The organism is Nocardiopsis sp. NPDC058631 (assembly GCF_042716955.1).
Classification (GTDB): Bacteria; Actinomycetota; Actinomycetes; order Streptosporangiales; family Streptosporangiaceae; genus Nocardiopsis.
On the sequence record NZ_JBHXQY010000036.1, the window covers coordinates 1 to 15,006 of the forward strand.

The following is a 15,006-nucleotide window of genomic DNA, read 5'->3' on the forward strand; positions in this document are numbered from 1 at the left end:
GCGCCCGCGCCCGCCCCCCCGCCCACGACCGCGGCCTGTCGTCAGCCGTCGAGGACGACGCCGCCGATGTTGCGCTTGCCCTTGCGCAGCACGACGAAGCGCTCCTGGAGCACGTCGGCGGTGCTGAGCCTGGCCTCCACGTCGGTGACCTTCACGTTGTTCACGTAGGCACCGCCCTCCTGGATGGCACGCCGGGCGGCGGACTTGCTGGGCGTCAGACCGCTCTGCGCGAACAGGTCGGCGACGAGCAGTTCGTCGACGGGACCGGTGATCTGGGCCTTGGGCACCTCGGCCAGGGCCGCGTCGAGTGTGCGGCCGTCCAGCTCGGACAGGTCCGCGCGACCGAACAGCGCCAGGCTGGCCTCCATGACCTTGCGGCACTCCTCCTCGCCGTGCACCAGCGTGGTGAGGCCCTCGGCCAGGGTGCGCTGGGCGGCACGGGCCTGGGGGCGCTCTTCGGTCTGGCGCTCCAGCTCGGCGATCGCACTCTCCGAGAGGAAGCTGAAGGTCTTCAGGTAGCGGACCACGTCACGGTCGTCAGCGTTGAACCAGAACTGGTAGAAGGCGTACGGCGAGGTCAAGTCGGGGTCGAGCCAGATCGTGCCCGACTCCGTCTTGCCGAACTTGGTGCCGTCCGCCTTCGTGAGCAGGTTCGTGGTCAGCCCGTGCGCCTGGCCGTGCGGCTCGTTGCCGTCCATCCGGCGGACCAGGTCCAGACCCGCGGTGATGTTGCCCCACTGGTCCGAGCCCCCCGTCTGGAGGGTGCAACCGTAGCGCCGGTAGAGCTGGACGTAGTCGTAGGACTGGAGCAGCACGTAGCTGAACTCGGTGTAGCTCATGCCCTCGCCGTCGAGGCGACTCCTGACCGTCTCCCTGGCCAGCATCTGGTTGACGCTGAAGTGCTTGCCCACGTCGCGCAGCAGTTCGATGGCGTTGATCTCGCCGAGCCAGTCCCCGTTGTCGGCGAGCACCGCGTCGGTGGCACCCGGCTGCCCGCCCTCGGGTGTGAAGCGCAGGAATGCGGAGAGCTGCCCGGCGAGGTTGTCCACCCAGCCCCGAACCGTGTCCACCGAGTTCAGCTGGCGCTCCGCGCTGGGCTTCGGGTCGCCGATGAGTCCGGTGCCTCCGCCGACGAGCGCGATCGGACGGTGTCCGGCCTGCTGGAATCGGGCGAGGGTGAGGATCTGGGTGAGATGGCCGACGTGCAGGCTGCCCGCCGTCGGGTCGAAGCCGCAATACAGGGTGATCGGACCATCGGCGAGTGCCTTGCGGAGTGCGTCAAGGTCGGTCGTCTGCGCGAGCAGTCCGCGCCACTGGAGTTCGTCGATGATGTCGGTCACTGTGTTGCTCTCTGTTGTGTAGGCGGGCCCCAGGGCCCGATCTGCCCTGAAGTCTAGACGCGATGCCACGGAGCATCACCCGGTTTTCCCTCGCCTCCACGCTATCGGCTGTGTCGGCACCGCTGGTCGCGCGGTCCGCGCCCCGTGTGCGCGAACGGGTTCGGCACAGGTTCTCGGAGAGACCCCGCGCGTTCGCGCCCCTCCTGCTGGCACTCCCTGTCGACGCCCTCCGTCGACACCCCCTGTTGACACCCTTGGCTAATGGCATTAGCTTTTTGGCTATGAGCATGAGCCACATGGAAGGGCACAGCATGCACCACCTCCAGCGCCCCCTGGGCCGGATCGCCTACGACCTCTACGGAGCCGGGAACTCCGGACCGCTCGTGGTCTGCGTCCCCGGCATGTTCGACCACCGCGCCTCCTTCCGGTTCGTCGGCACCGCCCTCGCCGAGGCCGGGTACCGGGTCGCCGCCATGGACCTGCGCGGCCACGGGGACAGCGACACCACCTTCGACGACCACACCAACCGCGCCGCGGCCACCGACGCGATCGCCCTCGCCGAGGAGCTCGACGGCCGGGAGGTGATCATGGTCGGCAACTCCGTGGGAGGCGCGGCCGTGGCCATCGCCGCGCAGGAGCGCCCCGACCTGGTGGCGGGGATCGCCCTCCTCGGGCCGTTCCTGCGCCGGCCCGCCCCCGGGGTGTTCGTGCGGATCGCCCAGCGGCTGATGCTGGTCCGGCTCTGGGGGCCCCGGACACTGAGGAGCTACTACGACAGCCTGAACGCCGGACGCACCCCCGAGGGCCATGGGGAGCACCTGGACCGCATCCACGCGATGCTGCTCCCCGCGGACCGTTACCGCGCCGTGTACGCCACCGTCTACGCCCCGAGCGAGGAGGTCCTGGAGGCCGGCGGATCACGGGCCGCGGCCGTGGTGATCGTCGGCGAACAGGACCCCGACTGGAAGGACCCGCGTGCCGAGGCGGTCTGGGCGGCCTCGGTGGTGCGCGGCTCCGTGGTGATGGTCCCCGAGTGCGGCCACTACCCCCAGTCGCAGCGGCCCGACGTGGTCGTACCCGCCCTGCTCGACCTCGCCGAGGAGGTCAGGTCCCATGCCTAGGGCAGGACTCACCCCCGCCTCGGTCGCCGAGGAGGCGGCGGTGCTCAGTGACGAACAGGGGTTCGCGGCCCTGTCCCTCGCCTCGGTCGCCAAACGGCTCGGGGTCGCGACGCCCAGCCTGTACAAGCACGTCGACGGACTGGCGGGGCTCCGCCGGGAGGTCGCGGTGCTGGGGGCGACGGGCCTCGGTGTGTGGGTGCAGCGTGCCGCGGTCGGCCGGTCCGGTCCGGAGGCACTGCGCGCGTCGGCCGACGCCTACCGCGGCTACGCCCACGCCCACCCGGGGCGCTACGCGGCTCTGCAGCAGGCGCCCAAGCTTGTCGGCGCCCACCTGGAGCTCTCCCCTGACCCCGTCGCGGTGCTCGCCGCGGTGCTGCGCGGGTTCGGGATCGCCGAGGGTCAGACGGTGCACGCGATCCGGGCTCTGCGCAGCGCGCTGCACGGGTTCGTGGACCTGGAGACGAACGGCGGGTTCGGGTTGCCCGAGGACGTCGACGAGAGCTTCGCCCTCCTGGTGGAGGGGTTCGTGCGTGCCTTCGAGCGGTGGCCGGGGGGCGCGTCCGCACCGCGGCGGCAGACGCACGGGGACACGGTGGACGGAACGACGAGAGGACGGCACTGATGCTGGCAGGACACTTCGGGGTGGCGGGAATCGTCAAGGCCTGGCGGCCGGCACTGCCCATGGGCGCCCTCCTGGTGGCGACCCAACTGCCCGACCTGCTGTTCGCGCCGCTGGCCGTGGCGGGGATCGAGACCGGGGCTCCCGCCGAGGAAGGCCTGAGCGGGTACGGGTCCCTGCTCATCTCGGCGCCGTACACGCACTCCTTGGTCGGCAACCTGGTGTTCGCGCTCCTGGTGGGGGTGCTGGTGCATGTGTTCCTACGGGAGCGCTGGGGCCGGGACGCCGGCCTCGTCCTGGGAGGGGTGGTGTTCAGCCACTGGGTCCTGGACCTCCTCGTGCACCGGCCGGACATGCCGTTCCTGCCCGGTGGGGCCGGGGACCTGCCCCTGCTCGGTCTGGGCCTGTGGGAATCCCCGGTGGCGGCCGCGGTGGTGGAGGGAGGGCTGGTCGTGGCCGGAACCGCCCTGTACGCGTGGCGCACCCTCCGGGACAGCCCGGACCGCACCCGGGCGTGGCTCTACAGCGTCGGTATCGGCCTCCTCCTGGTGGGGTCGTTCGTGTACGACCTCACCGCCTCCTGATTCTCCCTCCCTCAGGCCCCGGCACCGCCGGGTGAGGGATTCCTGACCCCGGCGGAGTTCCCGCTGGGTGCGGGCATGGGCCAAGCTGGTGGACGAGACCGTTTCGCCCCCTTGTGTGGTGCCCGACCTGTTGTGGAGTCCCCTGATGCCCAAGAAGTCGTCGAAGATCGGCGGCGGTCTGTCCGCCGTGGTCGGTGTGCTCGTCGTCGCCGTGTTCGCCCTGTACCAGCTGGGTGTGATCGACCTGGCGCCCGAGGGCACCACCGAACCTCAGGGTGGCGACGCCCCCGCCTCGGAGCTGTCCGTGGAACAGGCGCGTTCCCAGCTGGAGGAACTCCGAATCGAGGAGGAGGACGATCCCCCCGGGTACGACCGGGCGCTCTTCCCCCACTGGGACAGCAGCGTCCAGGAGAACTGCACGACCCGCCAGGCGGTCCTGGTACGCGACGGTGACGCCGTGGAGACCGACGAGGACTGCAAGCCGGTGTCCGGCTCGTGGTACAGCCCCTACGACGGGGAGACCTTCACCGATGCGCAGGACCTCGACATCGACCACATGGTCGCTCTGAAGGAGGGCTGGCGTTCGGGAGCCCACGCGTGGACGACCGAGGAGCGCGGCCGGTTCGCCAACGACATGGACTCCACTCAACTGTGGGCGGTGAGCGCCTCGACCAACCGGTCCAAGGGCGATGCCGACCCCGCCGAGTGGATGCCGCCGCTGGAGTCCTCGCACTGCGACTACGTGGTGTCCTGGATCGAGGTCAAGCACGTGTGGGACCTGACCGTGGACCCGGACGAGGAGTCCGCCCTGCGCGACATCCTCTCCGCCTGCTGATCCACCGCCCCGGCGGAGGTGCGGGTCCCGCACCCCCGCCGGGGCCCCGGACGGTCAGCCGGAGGCCTCGCTCGGGGCAATACTCCTGGCCGTGGTGAGAAGCTCTTCCTTGCCGACGAGGCCGAAGGCGTCGCGGACCTCCACGGCCACACCCTTGGCCGGGGCCCAGAAGGCCTCGGTCTCGCCGTGCAGGGCCGTGTGGCCGTTGTTGTCGAACTCCTCGAGCGCCCAGTCGGACGACCGCTCGTGGTACTCGGTGAGGAACGCGCGGACGGCGGACAGGTCGGCGAGCGTGGCGCCGCGCATGACCAGGACCTGCAGGACGACCCTGGTCCCTCCCCCCTCCACGGTCTTCTCCCAGACCCGGGTGGAGAAGGACACGTCGCCCCACTCGTAGTCGAAGTCCGAGACCGAGGTGCGGTCGTCGATCTGTGCGGGCAGGTGCCCGATGCTGAAACCGTCCAACTCTCCCCCTCGTGGGCTGGTGGCGGCCGGGGCCGCCGTGAGTGCGAGCGCGAGCGCGGTGGCGAGTGCCACCGCGATCCACCGGACAACGGACATGTTCACCTCCGGCGACGGTCGTGGGACCGTCCCGGACCACCGCTGATTCCCATGGTGGGGCGCCTCGCCGGCCACTTCCAGAGTCTTCTCCGGCCTGTGGACAACCCTGGTCCGGCGCGCCCGGGGGCGGTACCGGACCAGGGTCGGGGTCCTACCCGCGGGGTCGGTCGACGAACGTGTCCGTGAGGAACTCGGCGATCGCCAGTGACGAGGTCGCCGCGGGCGAGGGCGCGTTGCGCACGCACACGACCCTGCCGTGGGTGTCCACCCGGAAGTCGTCGAGGAGGGAGCCGTCCCTTCCCAGTGCCTGTGCGCGCACCCCGGCCGGCGCCGGGCGGAGGTCGGCTGCGACCAGCTCGGGCAGCAGCTTCCTGGCCTGGGAGGCGAAGGCCGCGCGTGAGGCCGACACGAGGGTCTCCCTCGCCCCCACAGCCCAGTGGCGGCGCGCCAGCCGCCAGAACCCCGGCCAGGTCAGGGTGCTCACGAGGTCGCCCGAGTTCAGGTCCCTGGCGCTGTAGCCCTCCAGGGCGGTGGCGAGGATGGCGTTGGGGCCCGCCATGACCTCACCGTGGACATGGCGGGTCAGGTGCACCCCGAGGAAGGGGTACCCGGGGTCGGGGACGGGGTACAGCAGCCCGTTGACCAGGTGGCGGCGTTCGGGGACGAGTTCGTGGTACTGGCCCCGGAAGGGCACGACCCGGGGGTCGTCGGCTGCGCCAGCCATCCTGGCGAGGCGGGCGCTGTGCAGTCCACCGCAGACCACGAGGCGGTCGAACCGGTGGATGGCCCGCTCCCCGCGGGGGTCCCCGGTGAGGGCGCTGACTCCGCCGTGGTCCTGCCGCAGGTCGATGACCGGGGTGTTCAGCAGGATCCGGCCCCCGGACCGGCGGACGTCGTCGGCGAGCTGTTCGGCGACGGCGACGAAGTCGGTGATGGCCGTACCGGGCGAGTGCAGGGCCGCGATCCCCGCGGCGTGGGGTTCGATCTCGCGCAGCCCCTCGGGGCCGAGCCGCCTGACACCGGGGACGCCGTTCTCCTCGGCGCGGCGCTCGATGTCGTCCAGCCGGGCCTCGTCCGCGGCGTCCACGGCCACGAGGACCTTGCCGACCTCCTCGTAGGGCAGCGCGTGCTCGGCGCAGTAGTCCTTGAGCAGTCCCGCCCCGCGGCGGCAGAGCGTGGCCTTGAGGGAACCGGGACGGTAGTAGAGCCCGGCGTGGACGACTCCGCTGTTGTGTCCGCTCTGGTGCGCGGCTACCCGGTTCTCCTTCTCCAGGACGGTGATCCGGGTGCCGGGGCGGTGGAGGGCGAGCCGGCGCGCGAGGGCGAGGCCGACGATTCCCGCTCCGATGACGCCGATGTGTTCGCTGCTGCGCATGGCCGCACGCTAGCAACCCCCGCGCGGATCCGCGCGGGCGGGGAGGAGCGGCCCCGAGGACCCCGAGGTCAGAGCGAGCGCAGGCCGACGAGGACGGCGTGCGGGATGTCCCCGCGGCGGAGCGGGCGGGAGGGGCCGCACCGCTGGAGCGCCCCCTCGGCGACCATGTCGCAGACGATGCCCCTGACCTGCCCGACCGGAAGGCCCACCTCCGCAGCCAGCTCGACGACGGTGCGGGCGTGCAGGGCGTGGTCGAGGATGGCCTCGCGTTCGGGCCGCAGCCATTCGCCCCGACCGGGGGTGCGGGCCGACACGACCAGGGTGAGCAGGTCGATCCCGGAGGGCGTCGGGGCACCGGCTGACCCGTCGAGCGCGCGGCCCTCCGGGTCCCCCGCCGCGACCGCGAAGGGGCGCAGGAAGCGCTCCTCCCCGCACCCGGCCGGGCGGTCGTGCGTCGGGCCCGGGACCGTCTCGAAGGCCCCGCCGACGGTCCGGCGCGTGGACGCGCCCTCAGCGCTCACCGTGTCCCCCCGGCGGTGCCGACGCCGGCGGCCGGGGGGACACGGGGCCGGTGGGGCCCTTGCCACGGCGCAGTCCTGACCGTTGGGGCAGCGCGGGATGCCGGGGACCATCGGGGTCGCCCCCCGGCGCGGGCTCCCTGTGCGTGGGCGGGACGACGCTCTGCGGGCCGGTCGGGGCGTCGGGGTCGTGTGGCGCAGGGGCGTCCTGGGGGGCGGTGGACGGTGCCGGTGGCACGGGCTTCTGGGGACCGCTGCGGTCGGCGGCGTACGTGATCCCCCTACCGTCCGTAGGCAGTGCTCCCTGGGGGCCGGTGGCCGGGGCAGGGCCTCCGGGGGCGGGCGCGGGAGTGGCTGTCGAAGGGTCCGCCCTTCCCCCGGACGGGCCGGGTTCGCGCCATCCGTCGGAGCGGAGTGCGGCCGACGCCCCCTGGGGGCCGCGGGGCCCGTAGGAGGGCTCGGCACCCCATGCGCCGTTCCCGAAGGACGGGACCGCGTTCTGGGGGCCGGTGTGCTCGTAGGGCAGAACGACGCCCTGGGTGCCGGTCTGCCCGTCCGTGCGCACGGGACTCTGCGGACCGCTCAGCTGCTCCGGCCCGAACCGGACCGCGGGAGCCCCGTGTGCGGTCTGCGACGGTCCCGCGACCGTCACCGCGTTCTCCACCGGCTCCAGCAGTGACTTGGGGATGAGCGCGGTCGCGCGCGTCCCCCCGTAGGGGGAGGGCCTCAACCACACCCGTACCCCGTGCCGCTCGGCGAGGCGGGCGACGACGAAGAGGCCCAGGCGCGGGTCGTCCGGGAGAGCCATCACGTCGAACTCGGGAGGCTGGTTGAGGGTCCGCTCGGCCGCCGCGTAGCCGTGGTCGGACATCCCCAGGCCCCGGTCCTCGACCTCGACCACCAGACCTTCGGCGGACGGGGTGCAGCTGACGTCCACCGGGGTGCCCGCCGGGGAGAACTGGGTGGCGTTCTCGACCAGCTCGGCGAGGAGGTGGACCACGTCGGCGACCACCTGGCCGTGCATCAGCACGCGGGGAGCGGACGTCAGGCGGACGCGCTCGAAGTCCTCCGTCTCGGCGATGGCTGCGCGGAGCACGTCCACGAGCGGGTGCGGCTGCCGCCACCGCCGCGCCGACTGACCGCCGCCGAGGATGATGAGGTTGTCGGCGTAGCGCCGCGCCTGGGTGGCCATGTGGTCGAGGCGGAACAGCCGGCGCAGGGCGTCGGGGTTCTGCTCGTGGTACTCGATCTCGTCGAGCAGTCGCAGCTGTCGCTGGACGAGGTTCTGGTTGCGAAAGGCGATGCCGAGAAAGGCCCGGTTGGCGCCGCGCCGGATCTCCGCCTGGCGCACCGCCGCCTCCACCGCCGTGAGCTGGGCGCTGTCGAAGGCCTCGGCGACCTGTCCGATCTCGTCGTCGCCGCACTCGTCGAGCGGCGGAAGCTCCTCCTGCACGTCGACCTTCTGGCCGCGCTGGGCCCGGTCGACGATGTCGGGCAGGTCCTCGTCGCGCTCCAGGATCTGCCCCCGCAGGCGGAGGAGGCGCTCGGTGAGGCGGCGTGAGGACCGGCCCACGACGGCGATCGCGGCCACGCCGCCGACGAGGAGCACCACGGCCGCCGCCGCTCCCAGCGACACGCGGAGCAGTGCCGCGCTCCACGCCAGGTCGACGGTGCGCTCCGCCTGGGCGAGAGCCAGTCCGTCCAGGTACGCGACGGCGTCGGGCGAGGCCTCGTCCCACTCCCCCGCGTCGACGTCGACATCGGTGTTCAGCTCGGCGGTCGGGGCGCCCTCCGCCTCCCCGGCGGTGTCCGGCTCGGTCACCGTGATCGGGGGCCGGGTGACCACCTGACGGCTGAGGTCCTCGGTGCGGTCCCACTCCTGCGTGGCGGTCATCTCCTCGTAGCGCTCCCGCACGCTCGGGTGCATGACGGCAGCAGCCGACTCCAGGGTGTCGCGGTAGGAGGCGGTCAGGTACGTGAAGTGTGCCGTCTCCGCGTAGCTCATCTCTCCGCGGGCGATGCTCCCCGCGAGCAGGGCGTCGGCGGTGGCGTTCTCGGCGCCGGCGCCGAGGAGCTCACTGGTGAGGACGGCGTCCGTGAGGTTCTCACCGCCGTCGGTGGTGTGCACCAGGGCGGTGGTCGCGTCGGTGGTGGCGTCGAGCATCTCCCCGTAGCCGAGGAGGCCCTCCTCCCGGTTGGCGGCGTGCTCGTCGACACGCGTGCGGATCCCGGCGAGGACCTCGGGGCCGTTCGTGAGCGCGGCCGCGCTGCGCTGGACCTCGTCGTCGCGGGTCCCGCTCAGGCGTTCGGCGAGTTCGACGGCCGAGCCCAGTGCGGCGTCGGTGGCCACCCGCTGCTCGTCGAGGGCCGCACCCGCCTCCTCGTCGGGTCCGCTGCTTTCGAAGCGTCCCTGGTAGACGAGGGAGAGCCTGCGTTCGACGCGCAGCTCGTCGGCCGCGCGGGAGAAGACCGCGGTCCCCTCACGGGCCTGGGTGACCGCGCCCATGAGCTGGACCGCCTGGACCATGCCCACGGCGGCCACGACGAGCCAGAGCGTCAGGAAGCACAGGCTCGGGATGAGCACGATACGGGTGAGCTGACCTCGAATCGTGGAAGCGTTGTCGCGGATTCTGCGCATGGCCCCCTCCGGCCTGTGCGGATGCCGGGGCCCGGGAGGGCACCTCGGCGGCTTTCGGCCCTGCCGAGGCTATCGAAGAATCGTTGCCTTATGCTGTCAAATGATCACTAGCAGTTGTCTTTTCTCCTGGGTGAAATCGCTTCGGCTGTGCTAGCAGCGGCTCTCAAGCGCGGCGAATCCGCAGGTGGGGACAGCGAAGGGGCCGCCCGTTGCCACGGACGACCCCTTCGCGACGTTCTCCGGCGCCCACCGGAACGCGGCGTGTCGCGCCCCTCAGGGCTCCGGTCGGTGCCGGGACCCCACCGGGGCGGGCAGTTCCTCCGCCGTCGGCGGCTGCTCCACGCCCAGCGAGTTGAGGACCTCGGCGTAGCGCAGGGCGGCGATCTTTCCGAGGAGGCTGTCCGCGCCGAGCGACGCGCCGAGACGGGCACCGAAGCGTGCCGCGATCCCCTCCATCTCCTGCACGGGGATCTCCGGGCCCAGGGCGCTGGGCGCGATCACCGGGCGCCGGCAGCCGCCCTGGCGCAACTGGCCGATGATCTGCTCCACCGAGGCCTCGTTCTCGAGGTCGGCGGGCAGCACCGTCAGTCCCAGGCGTGCGGCGAGCAGCACAGCGGTCACGCCCGCGGCGCCGACGGCTCCTTCGCCGCCGACGGCTCCCACCACGACGCCGTCCGCCATGGTGGTGTTGCGGGCGACCACACTGATCAGCCGCATGCGGTCGGCACGGACGTACCCGCCCTCGGCCAGACGCAGGTGCAGGACCTCGGCGAGCATGGGGTGCGGGCCGAGCCCTTCCGTGACCCGCATGTCGGCTCCGGTTCGGGCGGCCGCGTCCTCGATCGCGGCCGACACCCGCCGGTGCGGGGCGGTCACCAGTGGGACGACGACGCCGCCCAGCGGCCGTTCGTCGGAGGGGCCGAGGTCGGCGAGCGCCTCGGTCAGGGTCTCTTCGTCGCCCTCGGTGTGCCCGTAGCGGATGGTCACCTCAGGGCGGTAGGCCCGCACGAGGTCTGCCATCCGGGCACCGATCGACTCGCCGTCGGCGCCCCTGGCCTGTTCGGCCGTACCCGGGACCGCCATGATCAGCGCGGGAGTGCCGAACCAGTTGTCGAAGGACAGCGGGTTGCGGTGGCGGCCGGAACGCCGCTTGGGCAGTTCGCGTGGAGGAAGTCGGTCAGAGTTTCGCATACCAGGATTCAGATGAGAGGCGGATTGGAGTGCCCAGTCGGAAGGGTGGTCACTGACGCGACATTGTAGCGTTCACCACCATATTGACGGACGTGTCTCCCGAACGTATACCGGGGCCTCCCCGCGTCGGGGGACCGGGGGGGAGGCCTGGTCCGGATCAGCCGCTCATGACGGGGCTGCGGCCCTGGATCACGTGGGTGACCAGCTCCACCAGCACCTCCTTGCAGGAAGCGCGCTCACGGGCGTCGGCCATGACGATCGGCACGTCGTCGGAGATGTCCAGGGCCTCCCGGACCTCCTCGTGACGGTAGTGGGCGGACGCGTCGAAGCGGTTCACCGCGACCACGAACGGCACACCCCTGCGTTCGAAGAAGTCGACCGCGTGGAAGCAGGTGTGCAGGCGGCGGGTGTCGGCCAGCACGACCGCGCCCAGGGCTCCCTCGGCCAGTTCGTCCCACATGAACCAGAACCGGTTCTGGCCGGGGGCGCCGAACAGGTACAGGACGATGTCGGAGTTGATCGTGATCCGGCCGAAGTCCAGGGCGACCGTCGTCGTGGTCTTCTCCTCCACTCCCCCGAGGTCGTCCACCCCGTAGCTGGCCTCGGTCATCACCTCCTCGGTGCTGAGCGGGGTGATCTCGCTGACGGAGGCGACCAGCGTGGTCTTCCCCGCGCCGAACCCCCCGGCGACGATGATCTTGACGGCCTGCGGAATCGCCTCCGGCGGCCGGTTCTCAGAGTCTGCGGATGCCATCGAGTACCGCCTGAAGTACTTTCTTCTCGGGGAGCCGTGTGACGGGCGCGGACGCGCGGGTGCGCACGTCGCCGGCGGCGACGAGGTCGCCCAGGAGCACCCGCACCACGGTCAGGGGGATGTCGAGCCTGGCGGAGATCTCCGCCAGCGATATGGGTCTGCGGCACAGCCGCATGATCGCCTGGTACTCGGGTTCCAGGGCCCGCTCCTCCCGGTCACGGGCGGCCACCACGATGGTGATCATGTCCAGCCTCTGCCCCGTGGGCGGACGGGTGCGGCCCCTGGTCATCGTGTAGGGGCGGACCAGGGATCCGGCCGGGGCGTCTCCGACACCCCCCGAGGGGCCCTCCGAGGACGGGTGTCCCCTCCCCCGGTTCCACGGCGGCGCCGGGCGCCGCGGGAACGGACCGGTTCCCGTCTTGCCGGGCGCGGGACCGGTCCACCCCGTCCCGCGCTGCTCCTCGGAGGTGTTCACGAACCGGCACCCCCCATCGTCGTGAGCTGCCCCGGCCTGCGCGGCGCCGCGGTGAGGAACTGGCCCACCCGTTTGATCCTCAGGTTCATCTCGTACGCGACCAGCCCCACGTCGGCGTCCTCCGTGGCCAGCACCGCGAGGCACGCACCCGCACCCGCGGCCGTGACGAAGAGGTAGGAGTGTTCCATCTCGACCACGGTCTGGCGGACGTCGCCGCCGCCGAAGTGCCGTCCCGTGCCCCGCGCGAGGCTTTGGAACGCGGATGCCAGCGCCGAAAGGTGCTCGGCGTCGTCAGAGGCCAACCTCCGCGAGCGTCCGAGCAGCAGCCCGTCGGCCGACAGCACGATCGCGTGCTCGGCGCCGACGACGCGGACGACCAGGTCGTCCAGGAGCCAGTCCAGGTTGTCCGCGGCGTTGCTCTTGCCCACCATCTCAGTCGCTTTCTCCCGTGTGATCGTCGGCGCTGCCACCGACCTGACCGTCACTGCCGTGTTCGCGCCCGTCGAAATCGACGTCCGCCTCCCGACCTCGCCGTGTCCCGGCGCTGAAGGCGTCCATCATCCGGCGTGCCTGTTCGGGGCTCCTCTGCCTGGAACCTGGGAAGTCCGGGGAGGTCCGCTCTGCTTCGGCCTCCTGTCTGAGCTGGGGTGCGAGGCTGGCCTGGCGCCTGCGCCGGGGAAGCCCCTCCCTGTCGGGTCCGGCGCCGACACGCGTCTCGTGCGCCGCTCCCGTGCCCGGGGCGGTGACGGTTTGCGGGGGCGGGGGGGCGAACGGGTCCTCGCCGACCTCGGGGCCCCGGCCCCGGCGAAGGAGCGTGGAGTCCCAATTCCCGTCCTCGGTGGCGGGGTCGTGGTCGTCCTCCCGGTGCGGGGGCACCGGCCGCAGGACGGGCCTGGCCCGGCGGGGGGCGTGGCCGCCGGCGAGCAGGTCCGGGGAGGCGTCGGCCTCCTCCTGCCTGCGCCGTTCCCGTGCGGCCTGGCGGGCGGCGACCGGGGGCCGTTCCGAAGCCGCGGAGGACGAGGCGACCAGGACACCGGGGATGAGCACCACGGCCCGGGTCCCCCCGTAGGGGGAGGGGCGCAGCTGGGCCTTGATGTCGTGCTTGACGGCAAGGCGTGCGACGACGAACAGGCCCAGGCGCGAGTCGGCGCCCGGCGCCATGACGTCGAACTCGGGCGCCTCGGCGAGAGTCCTGTTGGACCTGTTCAGGACGTCCTCGGGCATACCCAGCCCTCGGTCCTCGATCTCGATGGCCACGCCCTTGGGTACCGACTCGGTGGCGATGGTGACCTCGGTGTGCGGCGGCGAGTAGGCGGTGGCGTTCTCGACCAGCTCGGCGAGCATGTGGATGACGTCGGCGACGGCCGCACCCGCGAGTGCCAGGTCCGGTACGGACGTCAGCCTGACCCTGGCGTACTCGTCGGTCTCGGAGATGGCGCCCCGCAGGATGTCGATGAGCGGAACGGGGTGGCGCCAGCGCCTCCCCGGCTGGGCGCCGCCCAGGATGATGAGGTTCTCGGCGTGGCGGCGGCCCCGGGTGGCCAGATGGTCCAACTGGAAGAGGCTCTCCAGCAGGTCGGGGTCCTCCTCCTCGCGTTCGACACGGTCCAGCAGCTGGATCTGGCGTTGCAGCAGTGACTGGTGGCGGTGGGCGATGCCGAGGAAGACCCGGTTGACCCCCGCGCGGATGTCTGCCTGCTTGACGGCTGCGCCGACGGCGGTGCGCTGCGCGATGTTGAAGGCGTCGGCGACCTGTCCGACCTCGTCGTCCCCGTGGTCCAGCTGCTTCATCTCGGAGTCGAGGTCGACCTGGTCGCCCGCCTCCAGGCGGCGCACGATGCGCGGCAGGTCGCTGCGCGCGGTTCCCAGGGTGTCGGCGCGGAGCTTGGCGAGCCGGTAGGTGAGGCGGCCCGCCGAGCGGGCGGCCACCCCGTAGGCGACGGTGCCCGCGAACAGGGAGGTGATGCCGCCGCCGAGGGCGAGCGTGAGCATCCAGGTGCTGGCCTCCTCGGTGGCCGTGACCACGGACTCGGTCCTGTCGGCGGTGATGACGCCGAGGTCCGCGTTGACCTGGTCCGCGACCTGGCGCCAGCCGCCGAGTCCGGGCGGTGGCGCCGGATCGCGCACCACCTCGGCGGTGAGGGGGTCGACGCTGACGGGAGCCTCGTGGCTGGCGATCGTGTCGGCGATGGCGAGGGCGTCCTGCCACGCCCCGCTCCCGGCCAGGGCGGCCAGGGAGGGCGGCTCGCGGTCGTCGGGCGCGGTTCCCGGGTGGACGGTGTCGACGCGGTGGCGGGCGTCGGCGGTGAGCTCGGCGACCCTGGTCTGCTGGTCGCGGTCGAGGTCCCCGCGGGCGATGACGGCGCTGACGAGGGCGTCGGCGTGGCTGAAACTCTCCTGGGCCCACATCAGGTCGGTGGCGGCGGAGGCCTCGGAGGAGGCGGGACCGTTGTCGAGGGCGCGCGCGGTGCCGGCGTAGAGGCGGATGCCCTGACCGATGGCCTCGGTGTAGGCCGCGACGGTGCCGTCGGCCGGCCCCGGGTCGACGAGGTTGTTCGCACGCAGCTCCTGGACGCTCGTCAGGGAGTCGAAGAACTCCGTGGTGAGGGAACCGGTCGCCGGATCCTCCCGGTCGCCGAGGGTCTCGCGCAGGTCCCGGACCCCGTCGAGTACCTCGTCGGTCCGTTCGGCCTCCTCGACGAGGGCCGCCCGGGTACGCGCCCCGGGAGCCGCGATGTACTCCGCGCTCAGACGGCGCTCCTCCTGGAGGAGGCCGAGGGCTTCGGCGAGCTGGATCCCCGCGCGCCCCTCGCCGACGGCGGAGCGCAAAGAGACGGCCTGGGCCAGCGTCGCGGTGCTGAGCACCACGAAGAGCACCAGGAAGGTGATGCTGGGGATGAGCACGATCCTGTTGATCTGCGCCCTGATACCGCGGCCGGCGCCTCCCGACTGCCCCATTGTGTTCCTCCCACGGACTGGTCGCGGGCCCCGATCG

14 protein-coding genes are annotated in these 15,006 nt (G+C 72.3%); 4 read left to right on the forward strand and 10 right to left on the reverse strand.

All coding sequences use genetic code 11. The features are described from left to right. Positions 1 to 41 precede the first annotated feature (41 nt). The gene (gene tyrS, locus ACFWTE_RS14140) at positions 42 to 1,340 is read right to left on the reverse strand and encodes a tyrosine--tRNA ligase (RefSeq protein WP_378779781.1); all 1,299 of its coding nucleotides are present in this window, start codon (positions 1,338 to 1,340) and stop codon (positions 42 to 44) included. A gap of 311 nt (positions 1,341 to 1,651) precedes the next feature. On the opposite strand from tyrS, the gene ACFWTE_RS14145 reads away from it, so the two are divergent. The 4 genes from ACFWTE_RS14145 to ACFWTE_RS14160 all read left to right on the forward strand — a co-directional run bounded on the left by ACFWTE_RS14145 (position 1,652) and on the right by ACFWTE_RS14160 (position 4,499). Beyond that, entirely contained in the window at positions 1,652 to 2,461 is an 810-nt protein-coding gene (locus tag ACFWTE_RS14145; protein ID WP_378779823.1) for an alpha/beta fold hydrolase, read from the forward strand. Beyond that, positions 2,454 to 3,083: a TetR/AcrR family transcriptional regulator gene (locus ACFWTE_RS14150; protein WP_378779782.1), complete on the forward strand. Its 630-nt coding sequence runs from the start codon at positions 2,454 to 2,456 to the stop codon at positions 3,081 to 3,083. Before ACFWTE_RS14145 ends, ACFWTE_RS14150 begins: the two co-directional genes overlap by 8 nt. Further along, on the forward strand, positions 3,083 to 3,664 hold the full coding sequence (locus tag ACFWTE_RS14155; protein WP_378779783.1) for a permease: 582 nt from the start codon (positions 3,083 to 3,085) through the stop codon (positions 3,662 to 3,664). Before ACFWTE_RS14150 ends, ACFWTE_RS14155 begins: the two co-directional genes overlap by 1 nt. A 145-nt stretch (positions 3,665 to 3,809) precedes the next feature. Beyond that, a complete protein-coding gene (locus tag ACFWTE_RS14160; RefSeq protein ID WP_378779784.1) occupies positions 3,810 to 4,499 on the forward strand; it encodes a DUF1524 domain-containing protein in 690 nt (229 codons plus the stop codon). A 54-nt stretch (positions 4,500 to 4,553) separates the two neighbouring features. Here ACFWTE_RS14160 and ACFWTE_RS14165 read toward each other — a convergent pair whose 3' ends face one another. The 9 genes from ACFWTE_RS14165 to ACFWTE_RS14205 form a co-directional block, all read right to left on the reverse strand. Further along, positions 4,554 to 4,964, reverse strand: coding sequence for a hypothetical protein (locus tag ACFWTE_RS14165; RefSeq protein WP_378779824.1), 411 nt, complete (start codon positions 4,962 to 4,964; stop codon positions 4,554 to 4,556). Positions 4,965 to 5,211: 247 nt separating this feature from the next. Beyond that, a complete protein-coding gene (gene lhgO / locus ACFWTE_RS14170) occupies positions 5,212 to 6,435 on the reverse strand; it encodes an L-2-hydroxyglutarate oxidase (protein WP_378779785.1) in 1,224 nt (407 codons plus the stop codon). 68 nt (positions 6,436 to 6,503) lie between these two features. Continuing rightward, positions 6,504 to 6,956: a DUF742 domain-containing protein gene (locus ACFWTE_RS14175; protein WP_378779786.1), complete on the reverse strand. Its 453-nt coding sequence runs from the start codon at positions 6,954 to 6,956 to the stop codon at positions 6,504 to 6,506. After that, positions 6,946 to 9,591, reverse strand: coding sequence for a nitrate- and nitrite sensing domain-containing protein (locus ACFWTE_RS14180; protein WP_378779787.1), 2,646 nt, complete (start codon positions 9,589 to 9,591; stop codon positions 6,946 to 6,948). Before ACFWTE_RS14180 ends, ACFWTE_RS14175 begins: the two co-directional genes overlap by 11 nt. A gap of 273 nt (positions 9,592 to 9,864) precedes the next feature. Next, positions 9,865 to 10,782 carry a sirohydrochlorin chelatase gene (locus ACFWTE_RS14185; protein WP_378779788.1) on the reverse strand — a complete coding sequence of 306 codons (918 nt, stop codon included), beginning with the start codon at positions 10,780 to 10,782 and terminating at the stop codon, positions 9,865 to 9,867. Positions 10,783 to 10,939: 157 nt separating this feature from the next. Then, on the reverse strand, positions 10,940 to 11,536 hold the full coding sequence (locus tag ACFWTE_RS14190) for an ATP/GTP-binding protein (RefSeq protein WP_378779789.1): 597 nt from the start codon (positions 11,534 to 11,536) through the stop codon (positions 10,940 to 10,942). After that, the gene (locus ACFWTE_RS14195; RefSeq protein ID WP_378779790.1) at positions 11,517 to 12,011 is read right to left on the reverse strand and encodes a DUF742 domain-containing protein; all 495 of its coding nucleotides are present in this window, start codon (positions 12,009 to 12,011) and stop codon (positions 11,517 to 11,519) included. Before ACFWTE_RS14195 ends, ACFWTE_RS14190 begins: the two co-directional genes overlap by 20 nt. Further along, entirely contained in the window at positions 12,008 to 12,442 is a 435-nt protein-coding gene (locus ACFWTE_RS14200) for a roadblock/LC7 domain-containing protein (RefSeq protein WP_378779791.1), read from the reverse strand. Before ACFWTE_RS14200 ends, ACFWTE_RS14195 begins: the two co-directional genes overlap by 4 nt. 1 nt (position 12,443) lies before the next feature. Continuing rightward, positions 12,444 to 14,969, reverse strand: a complete 2,526-nt coding sequence (locus ACFWTE_RS14205; protein ID WP_378779792.1) for a nitrate- and nitrite sensing domain-containing protein — start codon at positions 14,967 to 14,969, stop codon at positions 12,444 to 12,446. Positions 14,970 to 15,006: the final 37 nt, after the last annotated feature.